Source organism: Methylobacterium sp. EM32 (genome assembly GCF_040593685.1).
Lineage (GTDB): Bacteria > Pseudomonadota > Alphaproteobacteria > Rhizobiales > Beijerinckiaceae > Methylobacterium.
The window spans coordinates 50475-70364 of the sequence record NZ_JBEXZS010000201.1 but is presented as its reverse complement, the minus strand read 5'-3'; the positions used below and the strand labels follow the sequence as shown (position 1 = coordinate 70364).

Here is a 19890-nt window from a genome sequence, read left to right as displayed (position 1 = left end):
GGCCGTGCACCGCGTTCGTATAGTCCCGGTCGGGATGCTTCCCGCGGAAGGCCCGCCGTTACTCGGCCTGTGCGGGCAGGGGGAGGTCGACGGCAAGAGGTCGAGCCCCTTGTCGGCGCCGGCCGGGGCCCGTATCGGCGCACCGCTCATGAAACCCTGCGTCCAGGCAAGATGATTGCGCTCGGTCGGCGGGCTTTCCGCGAGCTGCCCGTTGAACCGGGCGTGGGTCGTGGCCCCGATCCCGACGATCCTGGTCTCCTGCGCTGTCGGCCGGCATGTCGTCAGCCCCATGCACAGGGCCGACGCCAACATCCTCACTTGGCGTACCACTCCTATCAGGCGGTCGGCTCGGACACGCGAAAGGCCAACCGTGCCCGGTCCGAACCGTCAGGACGGACCTATCCGCAACAACTCGGTGGGGCGCCGACCAGCGACGTATCGAAAAACTCAATGCCCTGCCGGTGCAGGTATGCTATGCACGCCGCATCATGTCGGCCACCCGGTCCCTCTGGCGCTCGCTGCTTACGGTCTTCCAGATCGTGACGCTCGTCGCCTTTTCGGTGGCGGGTGCGGGACACTCGCACGTGGGTGCGACCCATGCCGGCCACCCCACGGTCGCCGCCGCGCACCCGGAAGCGCCGGGGCCGGATCAGGTCTATGATGCGTCGGATCGGGCCGACCGCGCCGGGGACGAGGCCGCGACCGGGTCCTGCGGTCCGTGCTGCGGCCACGCGTCGTACGTGCGTTGGGACGGCTTCTCCGTGACGGTCGCCTGGAAGCCCGAGCGGACGCTGGCCGGGCTCCATGTAATCGCGTTCGACAGCTTGCCTCCCGAGACGCTTCCCGAGCCCCCTCGAACCATCGCCTGAGGTCCGCGCTTCGGCGCGCGCCGAGCGGCTGCCCGTGGGCGCCGCCGGCCTCCCTTTCGCGAAGGCTCGGTTTTCCCATGCGTGTTCCCTCCTCCTCCGCCCTGCGGATGGTTCTCCTTGCGCTCGGCCTGTGTGCCGGGGCGCCGCCGATGTCCGCCGCCCACGAGGGCCACGACCACGGCAACGAGGTGCAAGGTCCGACGACGGCGACCGCGCCGCGGGGCGCGTCGAGCACGGATGCGCTCGAACTGGTCGCCATCGCCCGCAACGGCCGGCTGTTCGTGTTCCTCGACCGCGTGGGTACCAACGAGCCGGTGACGGACGCCGTCGTCCAGGCCGAGACGCCTGAGGGGTCCGTCACCGGCGCGCCGATGCCGGACGGCAGCTACGCCCTCGACGCCCATTGGAGCCTGCATCCCGGCGAGCACGAGGTGCTCTTCACCGTGACCGCGTCGGGCGCCACCGACATGTTCCCCGTCACGCTGCCCGTCCCGGAGCCCCCGCCCGCCGCACCGGCGTCCGGCGCCTCCGCCTGGGCGGCGGGTCTTGCCACGGCCCACGACTTCCAGCGTCACCTGAAGGAGGCCGACCCGCTTCCGCTGGCCATCGGTAGCGGCGGTTTCCTCCTCGGCATCGCGGTCACGCTCCTGATGCGCGGACGCCGCTACCTGCCCGCGACCGCGCTGGTCGTGCTCGTCGTCGCGCTCGCGTTCGCTCCGCGCGCCTTCGCCGCCGACGGGCACGACCACGGAGCGGGGAAGGCCTCGGTTCCGCAGACCTTCCAGATGGCGGCGCCGTCCCCCGGCGGGCAGGACCTGGCGCGGCGCCAGCCGGACGGCTCGATCTTCGTGCCGAAGCCCACCCAGCGGGTGCTCGCGGTCCGCACCGTGGTGACCGCCCCCGACACCTTGCGCCGCACCGTCGAGCTGCCGGGGCGCATCGTTCCCGACCCGAGCGCCAGCGGCGTCGTGCAATCCTCCGTCGGCGGGCGGCTCTCCCCGCCGGAATCCGGCATCTTCCCGCGTCTCGGCACCCGCGTGCGCAAGGGCGAGGTGCTCGCCTACGTGACGCCCCCGGTGCAGGCGGTGGACGTCTCCGACATGCGCCAGCGCCAGGGCGAGCTCGACCAGCAGATCGCCATCCTGGAGCGCCGGGTCGAGCGCTACCGCAAGCTCGCGCCGGGCGGCTCCGTCTCGCAGGTCCAGCTTGAGGACGCACAGGCCGAGCTCAAGGGCCTGCTCGACCGCCGCGCCGCCCTCGACAATATCCGGCAGCAGCCCGAAGCCCTCAAGGCGCCCGTCGACGGGGTCATTGCGGAGGCGACCGCGGTCGCCGGCCAGATGGCGAGCCCGGGCGTGCAGGTCTTCCAGATCGTCGACCCGGGCCGCCTTTGGGTCGAGGCCCTCAGCTTCGACGCCCTGGCCGGGGGGCAGGACGCCACCGCGCGCATGGCGGACGGCCGGATGCTGCGGCTCTCCTACATGGGCGCGGGGCTGGCCGACCGCAGCCAGGCGGTGCCGATGCACTTCGCGGTACAGGGAGCCCCGCCGGAACTGCGCACCGGACAGTTCATCACCGTGCTGGCCGCGACCGACGCTCGTCAGGAGGGGCTGGCCCTGCCGCGCATGAGCGTGGTCCGCGGCGGCAACGGCCAGAGCATCGTCTACGAGCACACCGCGCCCGAGCGCTTCGAGCCGCGTGAGGTCCGGGTCGAGCCGCTCGACGCGGGCCGCGTCCTCGTGGTCTCCGGGGTCGTTCCGGGCAAGCGGATCGTGACCCAGGGCGCCGAACTCCTCAACCAGGTCCGCTGAGGAGCACCGCCCATGTTCACGCTCCTCGTCACGCAGTCCCTGCGCAACCGCCTGCTCGTGCTGGCGCTCGCCGCCGTGCTCGTCATCTACGGCGCCTTCACGGTGACCAAGCTCCCGGTCGACGTGTTCCCCGACCTCAACCGCCCGACCGTCACGGTCATGACCGAGGCTGAGGGCCTCGCTCCGCAGGAGGTCGAGCAACTCGTCACCTTCCCGGTCGAGACCCAGATGAACGGCCTGCCCGGGGTCAGCCGCGTCCGCTCGGTCTCGGGCGTCGGCCTCTCGGTGATCTACGTCGAGTTCGACTGGGGCACCGACATCTACCGCAACCGCCAGCAGGTCTCGGAACGGCTGGCGATGGTGCGGCCGCAGTTGCCGCCCACCGTGAACCCGATGATGGGTCCGGTCTCCTCGATCATGGGCCAGATCGTGATGGTCGCCCTCAACGGCGGCTCGGTCTCGCCGATGCAGCTGCGGGAGCTCGCCGACTTCACCATCCGGCCGCGGCTGCTCTCGATCCCGGGCGTGGCCCAGGTCATCCCGATGGGCGGCGAGGTCCGCCAGTTCCGAGTCTCGCCCCAACCCACGGCCCTGCGGGCGCTCGGCATCACCCATGCCCAGTTGGAGACGGCGCTCGCGCAATTCGGCACCAATACCGGGGGCGGCTTCACCGACCAGTACGCCCGCGAGTACCTCATCCGGAACCTCGGCCGGACCATGAACCTCGACGACCTTCGCAACATGGTCGTCGCGACGGTCGCCAACCGGCCGGTCTACCTGCGGCAGGTGGCCGAGGTCTCGTTCGCGGCCCGGGTCAAGCGCGGCGACAGCGGCTACATGGGCGCGCCGGCGGTCGTGGTCTCGGTGGAGAAGCAGCCGAGCGTCGATACCGTTCGGCTCACCCGCCAAGTCGAGGCGGCGCTCTCCGAGATCACCGCCAGCCTGAACGCCTGCGGCCCCGGCAAGGACGGTCCGGGCCGACCTGGTCCGTCCATGGCCGAGCCGGCCGGCGATGCCTGCGCCTTCAGGGGCGTGCGCGCCGACCAGCTCATCTTCCGGCAGGCGAACTTCATCGAGACCTCGATCCGCAACGTCGAGACCGTGCTGATGGAGGCGGTGGCCGTCGTCGCCGTGGTGCTGTTCGCCTTCCTGCTGAACGTCCGCACCACCGCGATCTCGCTCACGGCGATTCCCGTCTCGATCCTCGCCACCGCGGTCGTCTTCCACCTCGCGGGCCTATCCATCAACACGATGACGCTCGGCGGGCTCGCCATCGCCATCGGCGAGCTCGTCGACGACGCGGTGGTCGACGTCGAGAACATCTTCCGGCGGCTCGGGGAGAACCGGCGGGCGGGCAACCCGCGCTCGGTCTTCGAGGTCGTGGTCGCGGCCTCGAACGAGGTGCGCTCAGGCATCGTCTACGCGACGATGGTGATCGTGCTGGTCTTCGTGCCGCTCTTCGCCTTGTCGGGCATTGAGGGCCGGCTCTTCGCACCGCTGGGGCAGGCCTACATCGTCTCGATCCTGGCGAGCCTCCTCGTCTCCATCACGCTGACGCCGGTGCTCGCCTACTACCTGCTGCCGGGACTGAAGCGCCTGGAGGAGCACGACAGCCGCTTCCTCAAGCTGCTCAAGCGGGGCAACGCCGCCCTGCTCCGGGGCCTGCTCGGGCATGCCCGGCCGGTCATGATGGTCGCCGGGTTGGCGGTGGCGGCGGCTGGGCTCGCCGCGGCCTTCCTGCCCCGGACCTTCCTGCCGCCCTTCAACGAGGGCTCCTTCACGGTCAACATGACCTTCAACCCCGGCATCTCGCTTGCCGAGAGCAACCGCATCGGCCTCGTGGCCGAGCGCCTGCTCCTCGACATGCCGGACGTGAAGTCCATCGGGCGCCGCACCGGCCGGGCCGAACTCGACGAGCACGCCGAGGGCGTCCACTCCTCCGACCTGGAGATCGACCTGAAGCCCGGCGCCCGGCCCAAGCCCGAGCTCGTCGCCGACATTCGCGGGCGCCTCGCGGTGCTTCCGGTCAACGTCAACGTCGGCCAGCCGATCTCGCACCGGCTCGACCACATGCTGTCGGGCGTGCGCGCCGAGATCGCCCTCAAGATCTTCGGCGAGGACCTCGACACCCTGCGGGCGCTGGCCGAGGACGTCCGCGGGCGCCTCGCCGACATCCCGGGCATCGCCGACCTGCAGGTGGAGAAGCAGGTGCTGATCCCGCAGCTGGAGATCCGCGTCGACTACAACCGCGCCGCCCTCTACGGCGTCCAGCCGGCCGCGCTCGTCGAGCAGCTCAGCCGCCTCTCGAACGGGCAGGTGGTCTCGCGGGTGGTGGACGGCTACCGCCGCTTCGACGTGGTGATGCGCCTCTCCGACACCATGCGCACCACCCAGCGGCTGGGCGACATGCTGGTCGAGACGCCGTCGGGCTGGGTGCCGGCGCGCCAGATCGCCGACATCCGCGAGACCGACGGACCGAACCAGATCCTGCGCGAGAACGCCCGTCGCCGCATCGTGGTGCAGGCGAACACGCAGCCAGGCTCGGACATGGGCAAGATCGTCCAGGCCATCCAGGGGAAGGTCGCCGCGGCGAACCTGCCCAACGGCTACACCACCAGCCTGGAGGGCTCGTTCCAGGCGCAAGCCGAGGCGAGCCGGACCATCGGCCTGCTGTCGCTCCTCTCCCTCGCGCTGGTCTTCGCGCTCCTCTACAGCCGCTACCGCTCGGTGGTGTTCACCCTGATCATCCTCGGCAGCATCCCACTCGCGCTGATCGGCTCGGTCGCGGCGCTCTGGCTCGCCGGGCAGCCGCTCTCGGTGGCGTCGATGATCGGCTTCATCACGCTGACCGGCATCGCCACCCGCAACGGCATCCTCAAGATCAGCCACTACCTGAACCTGGCCATCCACGAGGGCATGCCGTTCGGGCGGGAGCTCGTCATCCGCGGCAGCCTGGAGCGGCTGGCGCCGGTGCTGATGACGGCGCTCTCGGCCGGCGTCGCCCTGGTGCCGTTGCTGATCGGGGCGGATGCCCCCGGCAAGGAGATCCTGCACCCGGTCGCGGTGACGATCTTCGGCGGCCTGATCAGCGCCACGCTCCTCGACACGGTGCTGACGCCGGTCCTGTTCCTGACCTTCGGCGCCAAGCCCCTGGAGCGGTTGCGGGACGATGCCCGTCACCGTCCCGAGGCTTCCCCCGAGGCCCCGCGAAGCGCGCCCGTCGAGGCGTTCTGAGACCTCCACCCCTTCGACCGAGAAAGGACACACCCATGCGCTCTCCCATCCTTCCCGCGATCCTCGCCGTCGCCCTCGCGCTGGCCTCGCCCTGCCTCGCCGCCGGGCCGAACGGGGGCCAGACGACGGTCGCCGACGGCCATCCCATCGAGTTCGTTGCGACCGACGCCGGCGTCACGTTCTTCGTGACCGGCGAGGACGGCAAGCCGGCCGACACGGCCGGCCTGTCGGCCAAGGCCTTCGTCCAGGCCGGCGGCAAGACGGAGACGCTGACCCTGAAGCCGGCGGCGCCGAACAAGCTCGTCGCCGACCTCAAGGCCCCGTTGCCGGCCGGCGCGAAGGTGGTGCTGTCGGCGAAGATCCACGGGCACAACGTCCAGGCCCGCTTCGAGAACCGCTAAGGCCGGGCCTCGGGCAGGTCGTGCCAACATCCGAGGACTTGGCTTCACCGTCACTGTAGCCGGGGGGTCTGTGAACCCGGTCAAAAGGCGTCTCGGCGTGCTGCGGACCCTCGCCTCCTGCCACCGGGCTCTCATTGGCAGCTACGTGGTCGAAGCGTACGTCCCAGACGGGGCGATCAGGCGCATGCTCGTGGAAAGGCCCATGAGCACGAGGCTGGTAGCCGCGAGTTGCCGGTCGGGTCGGCGGGCATGGAGGTCGGGAGCATGGAGCCTGACGCCTATGACCTCGTCTTGTTCCGGTCTGGTGTCCGGAAGGCCATCGAGCGTTACCGCAGCGCAGAGTTGACCCGGGACCTGAGCACGAGCCAAGCCGTACCACGGCGACTTCTACTTCGGCCTCGACCGCGGCTTCCTTTGGTCTCGATTCGGCCTTGATGGCTCAAGAAGCGACAGGGAAAGAATGGCGTGGACGGAAGACCATGCCTGGGGCCAGAGGAACACGGGTCGTCGCCGTCGCGTCAGGCCGCATATCCGGGCCGCCGCCCGCCGAGCCTTCGTAGCGGCTACGGTCGCCATCCTCGCCGTCGCATGCTGCGGGTTCGTGGCCAAGGGGCTGTTCGAAAGCCGGGTGCTGATGACGCCCTACGTCGCTCGCTGACCTCAGGCCCAGGTCACTCACGCGGGATCACCCAACGGCGACAGGGCCTCGATGATACGGCAGTCCGCGACAGACCCGCAGCCGCACTGGCCGATGACCTCGCGCAGTTCCGAGGCGAGCCGGGTCAGGTCTTCCAGCTTGCGCTCCACGTCGGCGAGATGGGCGCGGGCGATGGTGTCGACCTCGCTGCAGGAGCGACTTCGGTCGTCCGCCAGGGCGAGCAGATCCCGGATCTGCTCCACGGTGAAGCCCAGGGCGCGACCGCGGCGGATGAAGCTCAGCCGGCGCAGGTGCTCGGGCCCGTAGAGCCGGTAGTTCCCGCTCGACCGCGCCGGCGGGGGCAGCAACCCGACCTTCTCGTACCACCGGACCGTCTCGACACGGGTCTGCGTGGCCTCCGCGAGGCTGCCTATGGTCATGGAAGAAGCGATGCGCACGGCCTTGACCCTGTAGCGACTACAGGGTGCATGTAGGGGGCCTTCCCAGTCCGGACCAGGAGCCGGGCGAACGGAGCGCACCATGAACCAAGCCGCCGGCGCGGACCGCACATTCTTCCCCACGAACGGCCGGCAGGCCCTGCGCTACAGGGTCAAGGGCATGAACTGCCCGACCTGCGCCGGGAAGATCGAGACCGCCGTCTCCCGGCTGCCGGGCGTCGCGGACGTGCGCGTGAACTACGGCAGCCAGGTCCTCGACCTGGCGCTCGACGAGGCCGCGACGCCGAGGACCGAATTGGAGGGGCGCATCGAACGCCTGGGCTACGGCGTCGCGCCGCTACCCACGGCCGCGGACCTGGCCATGGCGCAGGCCTCGGGCGGAGCCCCGCCCGCCGGGACCGCGGAGGAGCCCGAGCCGCCTATTTGGCGGGGCCGGAAGGCGCTACTGGGCATCCTGATCGGCGCCCTATTCGCCGCCGGCTTCCTAGTCGAGCGGATCGCGCCGGGCCTGGCGGGCGAGTACGCCTACTGGCCAGGGGCGCTCGTCGGCCTCGCCTATTACGGCCGCCGCGCGACAGTGGCGGCGTTCGCAGGCACGCCCTTCTCCATCGAGATGCTGATGTCGGTCGCGACTGCGGGGGCGCTCGCCATCCACGCCGCCGAGGAGGCCGCCATCGTCGTGCTGCTCTTCACGGTCGGCGAGATGCTGGAGGTCGTGGCGGCGGGCCGGGCACGGGCCGGCATCAAGGCGCTCGCCGCCCTGGTGCCGAAGACCGCCCGCCTCCTCGACGAGGCCGATGGCACCATCCGCGAGGTGGCCGCCGCGTCGCTGGCCATCGGTCAGCTCGTGATCGTGCGGCCGGGCGACCGCGTGCCCGCCGACGGTGTGATCACCGACGGAGCTTCGAGCCTCGACGAGTCCCCCATCACCGGCGAGTCGGTCCCGAAGCCCAAGGAGGTCGGCGACCCCGTCTACGCCGGCAGCGTCAACGCCGACGGCGCGCTCCAGGTCCGGGTCACCAGGATGGCGGCCGACAACACGGTCGCCCGCATCCTGCACCTCGTCGAGGAGGCGCAGGCGTCGAAGTCGCCCACGGCGCGCTTCATCGACCGGTTCAGCGCGGTCTACACGCCCATCGCGTTCGCGTTCGCGGCCGCCGTCGCGGTCGTGCCGCCGCTGCTCGGCGCCGACTGGGGCACCTGGATCTACCGAGGCCTGGCGCTCCTCCTCATCGCCTGCCCCTGCGCGCTGGTGCTCTCCACCCCGGCGGCCATCGCCTCTGGACTGGCAGCTGGGGCGCGACGCGGACTGCTCGTGAAAGGCGGGGCGGCGCTGGAGGTCATCGGGCGGGTGCGCACGGTCGCGTTCGACAAGACCGGGACGCTGACCGAGGGACGGCCGCGGGTCTCGGATATCCTGGTCTTCGCCTCGGACGCGTCGGAGCGCTCTCTGCTCGGATTGGCCGCCGCGGTCGAGAGCGGAAGCAGCCACCCCATCGCCCGGGCCATCCTCGGCCGGGCAAGCGCGGACGGGGTGCCGCTGCGGCCGACGCGGGACGCCCGCGCCATCCCTGGCAAAGCGGTTCAGGCCACGGTCATGGGGCAGACGGTGCTCGTCGCCTCCCCGCGCCACGCCGCCGAGAGCGCGTGCCTCGGACCCCAGGCCGAGCGCGCGGTCGCGGACTTGGAAGCCGCCGGCAAGACCGTGGTCGTCGTCGTCCGCGGCGCCGAAGCCTTGGGTGCCATCGCGATCCGGGACGAGCCCCGTGCCGACGCGGCCATCGGGATCGCGGCCCTGCGGAAGCTCGGCGTGCGCAGCGTGATGCTGACCGGCGACAACCGGCGCACGGGCGAGGCGGTCTCGTCCGAGCTCGGGCTCGATGTGAAGGCCGAGCTCCTGCCCCAAGACAAGCTCGCCGAGATCGCAGCCCTGAAGGCGGCAGCTCCGGTGGCGATGGTTGGCGACGGCATCAACGACGCGCCGGCGCTCGCCGCCGCCAGCGTTGGCATCGCGATGGGCGGCGGCACCGACGCGGCCTTGGAAACGGCGGACGCGGCGGTCCTGAACGACCGGGTGGGCGACGTGGCCGCGCTGGTCTCGCTCTCCCGGGCGACGCTGGGCAACATCCGTCAGAACGTCGTCATCGCGCTCGGCCTGAAGGCGGTGTTCCTTGTGACGACCATCGCCGGCATCACCGGCCTGTGGCCCGCCATCCTCGCCGACACCGGGGCGACCGTCCTGGTGACGGCGAACGCGCTCCGTCTCCTGAGGGCATGATGAGTTCCTCTTCGGCGGGACGGGGCCGCCGCGTCGCGACGGTTGCGGCTGTGCTGGCGACCGCCACGGCCGTCGACCTCGCCGCGAAGGCGGCGGCCGAGGCATGGTTGGCCGAGGGTGCCGTGCGGGGCCTGATACCCTTCATCGACCTGACCCTGTCGTTCAACCGGGGCATCAGCTTCAGCCTGTTCCCGGCGTACGATCCGTCCTCGCTAGCGCTCCTCCTCGGCATCCAGGGCACGCTGACCTGTCTGGTGACCGCGTGGGCCCTGGCCGCGACGGGTTCGCTCGAACGTCTCGGGCTCGCCGCGATAGCGGGCGGGGCCGCGGGGAACTTCTTCGACCGGCTCGGGGATGGGGCTGTCACCGACTACCTCGACCTCCACACGGGCGGCTTCCGCTGGTTCACCTTCAACTTGGCCGACGCATGGATTTCCATCGGCGTCGTCATGATGCTCCTCGAAGGCGTGCCCCTGTCGCCGAGGCGTCCCGGTCCCGGGGAGCCGGTCCCGTGAGAGCCTCGATTCCGCCGAACGGCAGCCACGACAACTTGCCATCAACCCTTCGGGCCCAGGCTTGTGCGCCGACGCCAGCGAGGCCGACATGCTGAAGACGACGCTCTGTCTGGCCCTCCTCCTGGCGTTGTCCGCCTGCCAGGATGGCCAGTACGCGGCCTCGACGCGCCACCTGGCGCCGATCCCGCCCGCGACCCTGGCCCTTATGTCGACGGCGGGTGTCTCGCCCGCCGACCCAATCCTGATGCGGGCCTATAAGAAGGAGTCCGAGATCGAACTCTGGAAGCGCGGCGCCGACGGCAGGTACGCCCTCCTGAAGACCTACCCGATGTGCCGGTGGTCGGGCCAGCTCGGGCCCAAGACCCGGGAAGGCGACCGGCAGGCCCCGGAGGGCTTCTACTCGGTCACGCCGGCGTCCATGAACCCGAACTCAAGCCTCTACCTCTCGTTCAACCTCGGGTACCCGAACGAGTATGACCGCTCCCTGGGACGCACGGGCGCGCACCTGATGGTGCACGGCTCCTGCTCGTCGCGGGGCTGCTTCGCGATGACGGACGAGGCGATCTCGGAACTCTATGCCGTGGTGCGCGAGGCCTTCGCGGGCGGGCAGCGCGCCGTACAGTTCCAGTCCTACCCGTTCCGCATGACCCCGGAGAACCTGGCCCGGCACCGCCAGGACCCGAACATCGCCTTCTGGCGGAACCTCAAGGAGGGGTCCGACCGGTTCGAGGTCACGAGGGCCGAGCCGGGCGTCGGAATTGCGGGCGGGCGCTACGTCTTCGATGCCGGGGGCGACGACACCATGGCGGGCGCGGTCGCCCGGAAGCAGTCCGACGACGACAGGAAGACCGCCGCCCTGGTGGCAGGCGGGACGCCCGCCGTCCGGCTGGTCTACGAGGACGGCGGCCAGCACCGGGCGTTCCGCGAGACCATGATGGCGACGGGAACCGGGCTTGGCGAGGTGAGCCGCCCCGAGGCCCTGGCTGCAGGTCCGCGAGAGATCGCGATGCCGGCTGCCGGTCCGGTCGCCGTCGCTGACAAGCGGGAGCCTGCTCGTGTCGGTGCAACCCCGAAGGCGGGGGCGCCGGCGGGGCCCGCGGTTGCCGAGGCGGAGCGGCGACGCCTCTCCAGGACCTTCGCAACGGCCGGCGAGGGACGGGAATGAACGGCCTGCATCCTTTCCGACGGGTCTGACGCCGATGACCATCGACGCCTCCAGCGTTGGCCTCCTGGCGGCATTCGCCGCCGGTGCCGTGTCCTTCCTGTCCCCCTGCGTGCTGCCCCTGGTCCCAGGCTACGTCTCATACGTCGCCGGACAGTCCGCCGCCGGCGAGCGCGACAGCCTGCGCACGCTCGGCCTGAGCCTCTGCTTCGTGCTCGGGTTCACGACCGTCTTCGTCGCGTTCGGCGCCGGAGCCAGCGCGATCGGCTTCGCCCTTCTCGCCCATCGCGAGATGCTGAACCTCGCCTCCGGCTTGTTGGTGATCCTCTTCGGCCTGTTCACGGCCGGTCTGCTGCGGCCGGCCTGGCTACAGCGCGAGCTGCGCTGGCACGGCGACCCGCCGGGTCGGGGCCCCGTCGCCGCCTACCTCCTCGGGATGGCCTTCGCCTTCGGATGGACCCCCTGCATCGGACCCGTCCTCGGGGCCATCCTGGCTGTCACGGCGTCCTCGGCCTCGGGCAAGGGCGTCATCCTCCTCACCGTCTACTCGCTCGGCCTCGGCGTGCCGTTCGTGGCCGCGGCCCTGTTCCTGTCGGGCTTCGTCGCGCGCCTCCGCACCCTGCGCTGGGTCGGACGGACGCTTCAAGTGGCCGGCGGGGGCGTCATGGTGGCGATGGGCCTGATGATGGTGACCGGCCGCATGACCGACATGGCCTCGTTCATCATGGAGACCTTCCCGGCGCTCGGCTGGATCGGCTGAATACCAGTGCGGTATCCAGGGCAACAACCCGGCTGCCTGCAGGAACGGCGCGAAGCTACACTCCGCATCCTTGCCATGAGCGCCGCCGCCCGCTCCCGCGAAGCACGCGTACGGAAGGTGTTCGAACGGGCAGGGAAGAAGCCCTGCCGAACGACCGCATACCCCCGACTTCCATCATCTCCGGTCGTTGCGGCATCTCGGCATGTGAGCCGAGCGGGGCCGGAAGCCGTCCCTCGCAGGGTGTATCAGGATATTTGGTTTCGGCACCTGGACCAGCGGCACTTGGTCAGGCGAAATGGCCCAGAACCACCAGCAAGCCCAGGAGCAGGAAGCATAGCGCCAGCACCTTGACGAGGTCGCGGCCCGCCCGCCTCCTGATGTGCGGACGGGCGCGCCGCCTGCCGCGCGGCTTGGACTCCCATCTTTCTGTTTCCCGGGCGAGCTTCTTGCCTACCATGGCCACGCCGCCTCAGACGGGAAGGTGCGCGGCTTCCATGGCGAGCGCCTCGTCCTCGACCTGGACGGTGACGTGCTCGATGCCGTGCCGCTCCTTTAGAAGGGCGCGGACCGCCCGGATCACCCCCGGGCCTCCGGCGACGTCGTCGACCACCACATGACCGCTCATCGCGTCGAAGCCGGAGGTCAGCGTCCAGGCATGCAGGTCGTAGGCGCGGCGCACCCCCGGCATCGCCTCGATCTCGGCTTTCAAGGCGGCGAGGTCGACCCCCGGAGGCGTGCCTTCCAGCAGGATGTGCAGGGCCTCGCTCAGCAGGCGCCAAGTGCGGGGTACGATGAAGAGGCCGATGCCGGCGCCGATGAGCGGGTCGACCCAGGTCCAGCCCGTGCCCATCACCACGAGGGCCGCGAGGATGACGCCGACCGAGCCCAGCATGTCCGAGAAGACTTCGAAATACGCTCCTTTGACGTTCAGGCTTTCGGACGAGCCGCCGGCCAGCAGCCTCATGCTTGCGAGGTTCACGCCGAGGCCGACCACCGCGACCAACATCATCGGCCAGCCGAGGATCTCGGTCGGCTCCACGAACCGGCGGTAGGCCTCGTAGAGGATGTAGGCGGTGACCCCGAGCAGCACGACGGCGTTGGCGAGCGCCGCGAGGATCTCGAAGCGCATGTAGCCGAAGCTCTTGCCCGGCGTCGGCGCCTTGGCCGCGTAGTGGATGGCGAGCAGCGAGAGCGCGAGGCCCCCGGCGTCGGTAACCATGTGCGCGGCGTCGGCCAGCAGCGCGAGGCTGCCGGTGAGGAGGCCGCCGACGACCTCCGCCAGCATGTAGGCCAGTGTCAGCCCGAGAGCCCAGGCGAGGCGTCCCTTGTTCCGGGCCGCCGCCGAGCCCGAGGGAATGCCGCCGCCATGCGAATGTCCGTGGCCGCCACCGTGCGCGTGTCCGTGTCCCATATGCCGATTCCAACTTATGCGATGATGTTTCCGACCGAGGGGCTCAGGGCAGGCTTGCGCCGATCAGTTCGGCCACGTGCGCGCCCGCTGGATGCCCGGCTTCGACGTGGTGGGTCCTGGAACAGGCCGAGTAATCGGGACCGAACGTCGTCATGACGAGTTCGCGCCTTCCGTCCGCCGTTTCGCGACTTGCCAGAAGCGCCTGCCCGTCGCGCCAGAGTTCCGCATCCGCCGTAGGTCCGGGCTCGGGTTCGCCGTAGCGGCGAACGCCCTCGTCGTGGATGGCCCGCCGCGCCTTCGCGAGGTCGTCACCCGACAGTGGCACGCCGACCCACACCACCTGTTGCAAACCCTCGGTCCGGCAGATCACCAGAACGACTTCGGCCGTCCCGGATCCCGTGGCCGGCCGCCAGCCCCGCGGGTAGTACAGGGCCGTCAGGTTCGCCTCGCGGTCGACCTTCAGCGGACGGGGCACCTCGGAGAGCGCTCCCCACGCGAGGCCGAACGGTGCTTCGCCCGCATCGGCGGCAATGGCGGGCACGACCGCGAAGGCCGCCGCGTGAAGAACGCGCAGGTGCCAGTTCATCACTTGGTTCCCCATCGGACCCGGTTGCTAGGACGCGGGTCCACGCAGTCGGTGGTAGAGGGCGCGAACGGCGTCCGAGTAATCCGTGGCCGGATTGGCCGCGCAGTACGCACGCAGGAAGTCCACCTGTGCGGCCAGGGGCATGGACGGCGGCGCGAGATCCAAGCCTTCGTCGACCCCGTCCGGTGCCCGGATCAGGGCACCGCTCATGAACCCCTGCGCCCACGCGAAGTAGTCGCGCTCCATGGCCGGATGCGCCGCGGCATCCGTGCCGAAGCGGGCGCAGGAGGCGGCACCGATGCCGACGATCTTGGCCGGCCCGGCCTGAGCGGCCAGGATCAAGCCGAACCAGACGAGCACGTTCGAGAGGATCCTTCCCATCGACGCTACTCCGCTGCCTTGAGCTGCCGGGGGGGCGCCGGCACCGCGCCGACCGCCTCTGCGGTCTCGACCCTGCCGAAGCGCGCGTAGAGGGCCGGCAGCACGATGAGGGTGAGCAGGGTCGCGCTGATCAGGCCGCCGATGACAACGGTGGCGAGCGGGCGCTGGATCTCGGCGCCGGTCTCCGTGGCGATGGCCATCGGCACGAAGCCGAGCGAGGCCACGAGCGCCGTCATCGCCACCGGCCGCAGCCGGGTCATGGCGCCTTCCAGGATCGCCTCGCGCTTGGGCCGCCCTTCCGCCACCAATTGCTTGATGAAGGTCAGCATCACGAGGCCGTTCAGCACCGCCACGCCCGAAAGTGCGATGAAGCCCACCGCTGCCGGCACCGAGACGGGCATGTCCCGCAGCCAGAGCGCGGCGATGCCCCCCGTGAGTGCCAAAGGGACCGCGCTGAACACCAGCAGGGCATCCCGCGGCGACCCGAGCGCCGAGTAGAGCAGCAGGAAGATCAGGAAGAAGCAGACCGGCACCACCACCATCAGCCGCTGCTTGGCCGAGGCGAGGTTCTCGAACTGCCCGCCCCAGGTCACGTAGTAGCCGGGCGGCAGGCGGACTTGGTCCGCGACCTTGGCCTGGGCTTCGGCCACGAGCGAGCCGATGTCGCGCCCGCGGACGTTGGCGGTCACCACCACGCGGCGCTTGCCGTTCTCGCGGGAGATCTGGTTCGGGCCCTCGGTCACGGAGAAGCTCGCCACCTGCTTCAGGAGCACCGAACTCGCCCGTCCGTTCGGCCCCGGCGGCAGCGGCACCGGGACGTTCTCCAGGGCCTCGCGGTCCTCGCGCACCTTGTCGGTCAGGCGAACCACGATGGGAAAGCGCCGGTCGCCCTCGAAGACGACGCCGGCGTCGCGGCCGCCGATGGCGGTGCCGACGACCTCCTGGATGGCCCCGGTGCTCAGTCCGTAGCGCGCCGCCTCTGCCTTGTTGATCCTGATTTCCAGGAACGGCAGACCCGCCGACTGCTCGACCTTCACGTCCTCGGCCCCTTCGATGCCCTTCAGTGCCGCCGCCACTTGGTTGGCCGCCTTGAGCATCGGCTCGAACTCCTCGCCGAACACCTTCACGGCAAGGTCGCCGCGGGTGCCGGCCAGCAGTTCGTTGAAGCGAAGCTGGATGGGTTGCGAGAACTCGTAGACGTTGCCGGCGAGCGCTCCGACCGCCTTCTCGATCCGCTCCTGGAGGTCGGCCTTGGCGAGGTTCGGGTCCGGCCACTCCTCCTGGGGCTTGAGGATGACGAAGGTATCCGAGGAGTTCGGCGGCATCGGGTCCGAGGCGACTTCGGCGGTGCCGGTCTTCGAGAAGACGTAGGCCACCTCCGGGAACTTCGAGACGACCTTCTCGACGTTGAGCTGCATCGCCTGGGACTGGGTCAGCGAGGTCGAGGGGATGCGGGTCGCGTTGAGGGCGATGCTCTTCTCGTCGAGTTGCGGGATGAACTCCGTCCCGAGCCGGGTGAACAGGGCGCCGGCCCCGACGAGGAGAAGGAGCGCCAGGGCGAGGAAGGCGAGCGGCGCCCGCACCGCGGCCCCGAGCGCCGGGCGGTAGGCCCCCTTGAGCGTCCGGATGATGATATTGTCCTTCTCGGTGACCTTGCCGGTGACGACGATGGCGATGAGCGCGGGCACGAAGGTCAGCGACAGGACGAAGGCCGCGGCGAGGGCGATGATGACGGTCAGCGCCATCGGCTCGAACATCTTGCCCTCCACCCCCGTGAAGGTCAGGAGCGGCACGTAGACCAGGATGATGATGGCCTGCCCGTAGAGGGAGGGCTTGATCATCTCCTCGGCCGAGGCGCGCACGGTCTGGAGCCGCTCCTCGGTGTCGAGGGTCCGCCCGAGCTCGTGCTGCCGCTCGGCGAGGTGGCGCAGGGCGTTCTCGGTGATGATGACCGCCCCGTCCACGATGAGGCCGAAGTCGAGCGCGCCGAGGCTCATCAGGTTCGCCGAGATCCGCGCCTCGACCATGCCGGTCATGGTCATCAGCATGGCGACCGGGATGACCAGCGCCGTGATGACGGCGGCGCGGATGTTGCCGAGCAGCAGGAACAGGACGACGATGACGAGGGCCGCGCCCTCCGACAGGTTCTTCACCACCGTCCGGACGGTGGCCTCGACGAGGCGGGTGCGGTCGAGGACGGTCTGCACCTCGACGCCGGGCGGCAGCGACTTGCGGATCTGGTCCATGCGCGCGTCGACCGCGGCGGCGACCGTGCGGCTGTTCTCGCCGATCAGCATCAGGGCGGTGCCGACGACGACCTCCTGCCCGTCCTCGCTCCCCGAGCCGGTGCGCAGGTCGCGCCCGATGCGCACCTCGGCGATGTCCCCGATGCGGACCGGTACGCCGCCCCGGGTCGCGACGACGACGGTCTCGATGTCCTCCATGCCCTCCAGCCGGCCGGCGGCGCGCACGACGTAGCCCTCGCCGTTGTCCTCCAGGTAGCGGGCGCCCTGGTTGGCGTTGTTGGCCTCCAGGGCGCGGGCGACGTCGCCGAAGGAGAGGTCGAGGGAGGCGAGCTTCGTCGGGTCCGGCTGGACGTGGTACTGCTTCTCGAAACCGCCGATGCCGTCGACGCCCGCCACGCCCGGGACGGTCTTGACCTGGGGCCGGATGATCCAGTCTTGAACGGTGCGCAGGTAGGCGGTCTGCTCCAGCTCCGTCCGAAGGCGCTGGCCCTCGGGCGTCAGGTAGCCGCCGTCCGGTTGCCAGCCCGGCTGTCCGGCTTCCGAGACCTTGCGCTCACCTGGCTTCGCGTAGTGGATCGACCACATGTAGATCTCGCCCAGGCCGGTCGAGATCGGACCCATGGCCGGCTCGGCGCCGGGCGGCAGGTCCTGCTTCATCTGGGCGAGGCGTTCGGCGACCTGCTGGCGCGCGAAGTAGATGTCGAGCTTCTCCGCGAACACCGCGGTGACCTGGGAGAAGCCGTTGCGCGACAGCGAACGGGTGTACTCCAGCCCCTTGATGCCGGCGAGCGCGGTCTCGACCGGGTAGGTCACCATCTTCTCGATGTCGACCGGCGAGAGCGAGGGCGCAGTCGTGTTGATCTGCACTTGGTTGTTGGTGATGTCCGGGACCGCGTCGATGGGCAGCCTCGTCACCGCGTAGCCGCCGAACCCGGCGGCGAGCAGCGACAGAAGCAGCACCAGCCAACGCTGGTGGACCGAGAAGTCGAGGATGCGGCCGATCATGTCCGGTCCCCTCAGTGGTCGTGGTCGGCTTCGCTCTTCCCGAGCTCGGCCTTGAGGAGGAAGGTGTTGCCGACCGCGATGTCCTCGCCGGGCTTCAGCCCCGAGACGACCTCGAAGCCGTCGTCGTCCGAGCGTCCGAGCTCGACCTCCCGTTTCTCGAAGCCCTCCTCGGTCCGCACGAAGACGACGCGCTTGCCCTCGACCGTCTGCAATGCCGTCTTGGCGATGCGGATCGGAACGGCGTCCTGCGAGATCTCGATCTCCGCGGTGACATAGGTGCCGGGACGCCAAGCCATCTCCCTGTTCGGCAGGGATACGACGACCCGGGCCGAGCGGGTGTCGGCGTTGAGGAGCGGACTGACGAAGATCACCTTGCCCTGCTCGTGGCGCTCGGATCCCTCCTGGCTGGGAGTGACCGTGACGTGCGCGCCTTCTCTGATCTTGGCGAGGTCGGCTGTCGAGACCGCGAGCTCGATCCAGACTGTCGAAAGGTCGGCGACGGTGTAGACTTCGGCGGGGTCGCCCTGGCCGCCGACCGTCGTGCCGACATCGACCTTGCGCTCGACGATACGTCCCGATAGCGGCGAACGCAGCTCGTATCGGCGCAGGGTCGAGGCGTTCGGCGTGGTCTCGTCCTGCTTCGCGAGTTTGGCCACCTCGGCTGCGTCGAGTCCGAGGGCGGACAGCTTCTGGCGGGCGAGATCCTGGCGCAGGGTCGCCTCGGAGTAGACGGCCTTCGCGTTGAGATAGGCCGACTCGGCCGAGATGCGCTTGTCCCAGAGCGCCTGCTGTCGGTCGAAGTTCGTCTTCTCCAGGTCGGCCCGCACGGCGGCGGTGAGGTACTCGCTCTTGGCGTCGGCGACCTCGCGGCTGTCGAGGACGGCCACCACCTCGTCCTTCCTCACCGCGTCGCCGAGACGCTTGCGCATTTCGGCCACGGTACCGACCACCCGGGCCGGCACCCGGGCGATCCGGTCGGTGTCGGGCGTGATGGTGCCGGGCACCAGGATGTGGCGTGAGAGCGTTCCGCCCTCGGCCTTCGCGACCTTGATGTCCTGGCTCGCGACCTGCTCAGCGGTCATCTTGACGTGCCCCTCCTCGCCTTCGGCCTCCGAGTGCTCGTGCTCGCCGTCGGTACGGCCCCCTGTTGGCTTGGAAACGGTTTTGCCGTGGTCGTGGCCGTCACCGTCCGCATGGGCCGCGCCCGGTGCCGCCGGCTTCGGCGCCTCGGGCGCGGCGGGGAAGGCGAACAGGGCGGGCGAAACGCCGGCGGTCGTGAGGGTGGCGCGGACGAAGCCGGATACGGCGGGGACGGTGGCGCCGATGGCGACGCCGGCGGCCAGGAGGACCGCGTACAGGAGGATGCGCATGGGGCCTGCTCGACCGGGATGCCGGACGGCCTCGCGGGGCGGTCACGGGCGGTCCCGTAAGGTCACGTTGAAGGACCCGGCGCCGGGAACGGGCCGGGCGAGGACACGCGCCGCAGGGGCGGCGTCACCTCATGCGCGAGGAGGCCTAGGTAGGCGGTCGGGAGCGACGGAACTGGCCACCTCGCTCAACCGGGCATAGGTCGGGCACGCCGCCGTGAGGAGGGGCTCTGCAAGGGCCCCCATGGGCAGCATGGCTTGGTGGCAGCCGCAATGGAGATGGCAGGCCAAGCCCGGATCGGAAGCATCCGCCCCCGGAGCGGCGTCAACGCCCGTCAGCTCGGTGACGTGCCCTTGGCCGCCGGCGTGGTAGGCGAGGTCGTCCCCGTAGCCGGCGACGGGTGCGACCAGCGTCAGGGCCAGGACGAGCGCGAGCATGCGGGCGGCAACCGCCCACCATCCCCGTGCCGCCCCTCGGCGGCTATGCCCATGCCGTGAACCCATCACCGGCCTTATGTGCGATTCCCCCCGGGGCGCACAAGTCATGGCCACCCTGCCTTGAACACCGGGTGAACTCCGGACTTCGCGGGTGGCGCGAAGTTGCGCGCCGAACCGCCGTGCTTCCGAGCCGGTCGGAAGTTCATCCCGGGCCAAGTTCGACCCGGCGGCAAATAAAACCCACGTGCAATTCCATGGTGGCATCCCAGCCTCGCCGAAGCAGGTGGCACGGATACCGGCCGGTGAAAATCCGGAACGGTTTTCCAGGGGC

16 protein-coding genes are annotated in these 19890 nt (G+C 70.3%); 9 read left to right on the top strand and 7 right to left on the bottom strand.

Going from position 1 to position 19890, the window contains the following annotated elements; genetic code table 11:
• Positions 1-488: 488 nt before the first annotated feature.
• The 5 genes from ABZT49_RS27060 to ABZT49_RS27040 all read left to right on the top strand — a co-directional run bounded on the left by ABZT49_RS27060 (position 489) and on the right by ABZT49_RS27040 (position 6661).
• Positions 489-869, top strand: coding sequence for a hypothetical protein (locus ABZT49_RS27060; protein WP_331297065.1), 381 nt, complete (start codon positions 489-491; stop codon positions 867-869).
• 77 nt (positions 870-946) lie between these two features.
• On the top strand, positions 947-2680 hold the full coding sequence (locus ABZT49_RS27055; RefSeq protein ID WP_355290661.1) for an efflux RND transporter periplasmic adaptor subunit: 1734 nt from the start codon (positions 947-949) through the stop codon (positions 2678-2680).
• A 12-nt stretch (positions 2681-2692) separates the two neighbouring features.
• Positions 2693-5914, top strand: a complete 3222-nt coding sequence (locus ABZT49_RS27050) for an efflux RND transporter permease subunit (RefSeq protein ID WP_355290659.1) — start codon at positions 2693-2695, stop codon at positions 5912-5914.
• 35 nt (positions 5915-5949) lie between these two features.
• Complete coding sequence (locus ABZT49_RS27045; protein WP_355290657.1) at positions 5950-6315, top strand: hypothetical protein; 366 nt, start codon at positions 5950-5952, stop codon at positions 6313-6315.
• 70 nt (positions 6316-6385) lie between these two features.
• Positions 6386-6661 (top strand): DUF411 domain-containing protein, encoded by a 276-nt coding sequence (locus tag ABZT49_RS27040; RefSeq protein ID WP_355290655.1) that lies wholly within the window; start codon positions 6386-6388, stop codon positions 6659-6661.
• Between the two features lie 329 nt (positions 6662-6990).
• Here the strand turns inward: ABZT49_RS27040 and ABZT49_RS27035 are convergent, their stop codons facing one another.
• Positions 6991-7392, bottom strand: coding sequence for a helix-turn-helix domain-containing protein (locus tag ABZT49_RS27035; RefSeq protein ID WP_355290653.1), 402 nt, complete (start codon positions 7390-7392; stop codon positions 6991-6993).
• A gap of 100 nt (positions 7393-7492) precedes the next feature.
• Between ABZT49_RS27035 and ABZT49_RS27030 the strand changes: the two genes are divergently transcribed.
• The 4 genes from ABZT49_RS27030 (at position 7493) to ABZT49_RS27015 (ending at position 12125) form a co-directional block, all read left to right on the top strand.
• Positions 7493-9688 carry a heavy metal translocating P-type ATPase gene (locus ABZT49_RS27030; protein ID WP_331297060.1) on the top strand — a complete coding sequence of 732 codons (2196 nt, stop codon included), beginning with the start codon at positions 7493-7495 and terminating at the stop codon, positions 9686-9688.
• Positions 9685-10203, top strand: a complete 519-nt coding sequence (gene lspA / locus ABZT49_RS27025; RefSeq protein WP_331297059.1) for a signal peptidase II — start codon at positions 9685-9687, stop codon at positions 10201-10203. The genes ABZT49_RS27030 and lspA overlap by 4 nt, the downstream gene beginning before the upstream one ends.
• Positions 10204-10291: 88 nt before the next feature.
• Positions 10292-11368 carry a murein L,D-transpeptidase family protein gene (locus ABZT49_RS27020; protein WP_331297058.1) on the top strand — a complete coding sequence of 359 codons (1077 nt, stop codon included), beginning with the start codon at positions 10292-10294 and terminating at the stop codon, positions 11366-11368.
• Positions 11369-11402: 34 nt separating this feature from the next.
• Entirely contained in the window at positions 11403-12125 is a 723-nt protein-coding gene (locus ABZT49_RS27015; RefSeq protein ID WP_331297057.1) for a cytochrome c biogenesis protein CcdA, read from the top strand.
• Between the two features lie 286 nt (positions 12126-12411).
• Here ABZT49_RS27015 and ABZT49_RS27010 read toward each other — a convergent pair whose 3' ends face one another.
• From ABZT49_RS27010 to ABZT49_RS26985, 6 genes are read right to left on the bottom strand one after another with little or no spacing between them, the layout of a single operon-like run.
• Positions 12412-12582: a hypothetical protein gene (locus ABZT49_RS27010; RefSeq protein ID WP_331297056.1), complete on the bottom strand. Its 171-nt coding sequence runs from the start codon at positions 12580-12582 to the stop codon at positions 12412-12414.
• 12 nt (positions 12583-12594) lie between these two features.
• The gene (locus tag ABZT49_RS27005; protein ID WP_331297055.1) at positions 12595-13536 is read right to left on the bottom strand and encodes a cation diffusion facilitator family transporter; all 942 of its coding nucleotides are present in this window, start codon (positions 13534-13536) and stop codon (positions 12595-12597) included.
• A gap of 43 nt (positions 13537-13579) precedes the next feature.
• Complete coding sequence (locus ABZT49_RS27000) at positions 13580-14122, bottom strand: threonyl-trna synthetase (protein WP_331297054.1); 543 nt, start codon at positions 14120-14122, stop codon at positions 13580-13582.
• 27 nt (positions 14123-14149) lie between these two features.
• On the bottom strand, positions 14150-14503 hold the full coding sequence (locus ABZT49_RS26995; protein WP_331297053.1) for a hypothetical protein: 354 nt from the start codon (positions 14501-14503) through the stop codon (positions 14150-14152).
• A 5-nt stretch (positions 14504-14508) separates the two neighbouring features.
• Positions 14509-17754, bottom strand: a complete 3246-nt coding sequence (locus tag ABZT49_RS26990) for a CusA/CzcA family heavy metal efflux RND transporter (RefSeq protein WP_331297052.1) — start codon at positions 17752-17754, stop codon at positions 14509-14511.
• A gap of 11 nt (positions 17755-17765) precedes the next feature.
• Positions 17766-19124 (bottom strand): efflux RND transporter periplasmic adaptor subunit, encoded by a 1359-nt coding sequence (locus ABZT49_RS26985; RefSeq protein ID WP_331297051.1) that lies wholly within the window; start codon positions 19122-19124, stop codon positions 17766-17768.
• Positions 19125-19890: the final 766 nt, after the last annotated feature.

Coding starts and splice junctions, on each gene's coding strand:
- ABZT49_RS27060 (WP_331297065.1), top strand. CDS start 489: ATGTCGGCCACCCGGTCCCTCTGGCGCTCGCTGCTTACGGTCTTCCAG.
- ABZT49_RS27055 (WP_355290661.1), top strand. CDS start 947: ATGCGTGTTCCCTCCTCCTCCGCCCTGCGGATGGTTCTCCTTGCGCTC.
- ABZT49_RS27050 (WP_355290659.1), top strand. CDS start 2,693: ATGTTCACGCTCCTCGTCACGCAGTCCCTGCGCAACCGCCTGCTCGTG.
- ABZT49_RS27045 (WP_355290657.1), top strand. CDS start 5,950: ATGCGCTCTCCCATCCTTCCCGCGATCCTCGCCGTCGCCCTCGCGCTG.
- ABZT49_RS27035 (WP_355290653.1), bottom strand. CDS start 7,392: ATGACCATAGGCAGCCTCGCGGAGGCCACGCAGACCCGTGTCGAGACG.
- ABZT49_RS27030 (WP_331297060.1), top strand. CDS start 7,493: ATGAACCAAGCCGCCGGCGCGGACCGCACATTCTTCCCCACGAACGGC.
- lspA (WP_331297059.1), top strand. CDS start 9,685: ATGATGAGTTCCTCTTCGGCGGGACGGGGCCGCCGCGTCGCGACGGTT.
- ABZT49_RS27020 (WP_331297058.1), top strand. CDS start 10,292: ATGCTGAAGACGACGCTCTGTCTGGCCCTCCTCCTGGCGTTGTCCGCC.
- ABZT49_RS27015 (WP_331297057.1), top strand. CDS start 11,403: ATGACCATCGACGCCTCCAGCGTTGGCCTCCTGGCGGCATTCGCCGCC.
- ABZT49_RS27010 (WP_331297056.1), bottom strand. CDS start 12,582: ATGGTAGGCAAGAAGCTCGCCCGGGAAACAGAAAGATGGGAGTCCAAG.
- ABZT49_RS27005 (WP_331297055.1), bottom strand. CDS start 13,536: ATGGGACACGGACACGCGCACGGTGGCGGCCACGGACATTCGCATGGC.
- ABZT49_RS27000 (WP_331297054.1), bottom strand. CDS start 14,122: ATGAACTGGCACCTGCGCGTTCTTCACGCGGCGGCCTTCGCGGTCGTG.
- ABZT49_RS26995 (WP_331297053.1), bottom strand. CDS start 14,503: ATGGGAAGGATCCTCTCGAACGTGCTCGTCTGGTTCGGCTTGATCCTG.
- ABZT49_RS26990 (WP_331297052.1), bottom strand. CDS start 17,754: ATGATCGGCCGCATCCTCGACTTCTCGGTCCACCAGCGTTGGCTGGTG.
- ABZT49_RS26985 (WP_331297051.1), bottom strand. CDS start 19,124: ATGCGCATCCTCCTGTACGCGGTCCTCCTGGCCGCCGGCGTCGCCATC.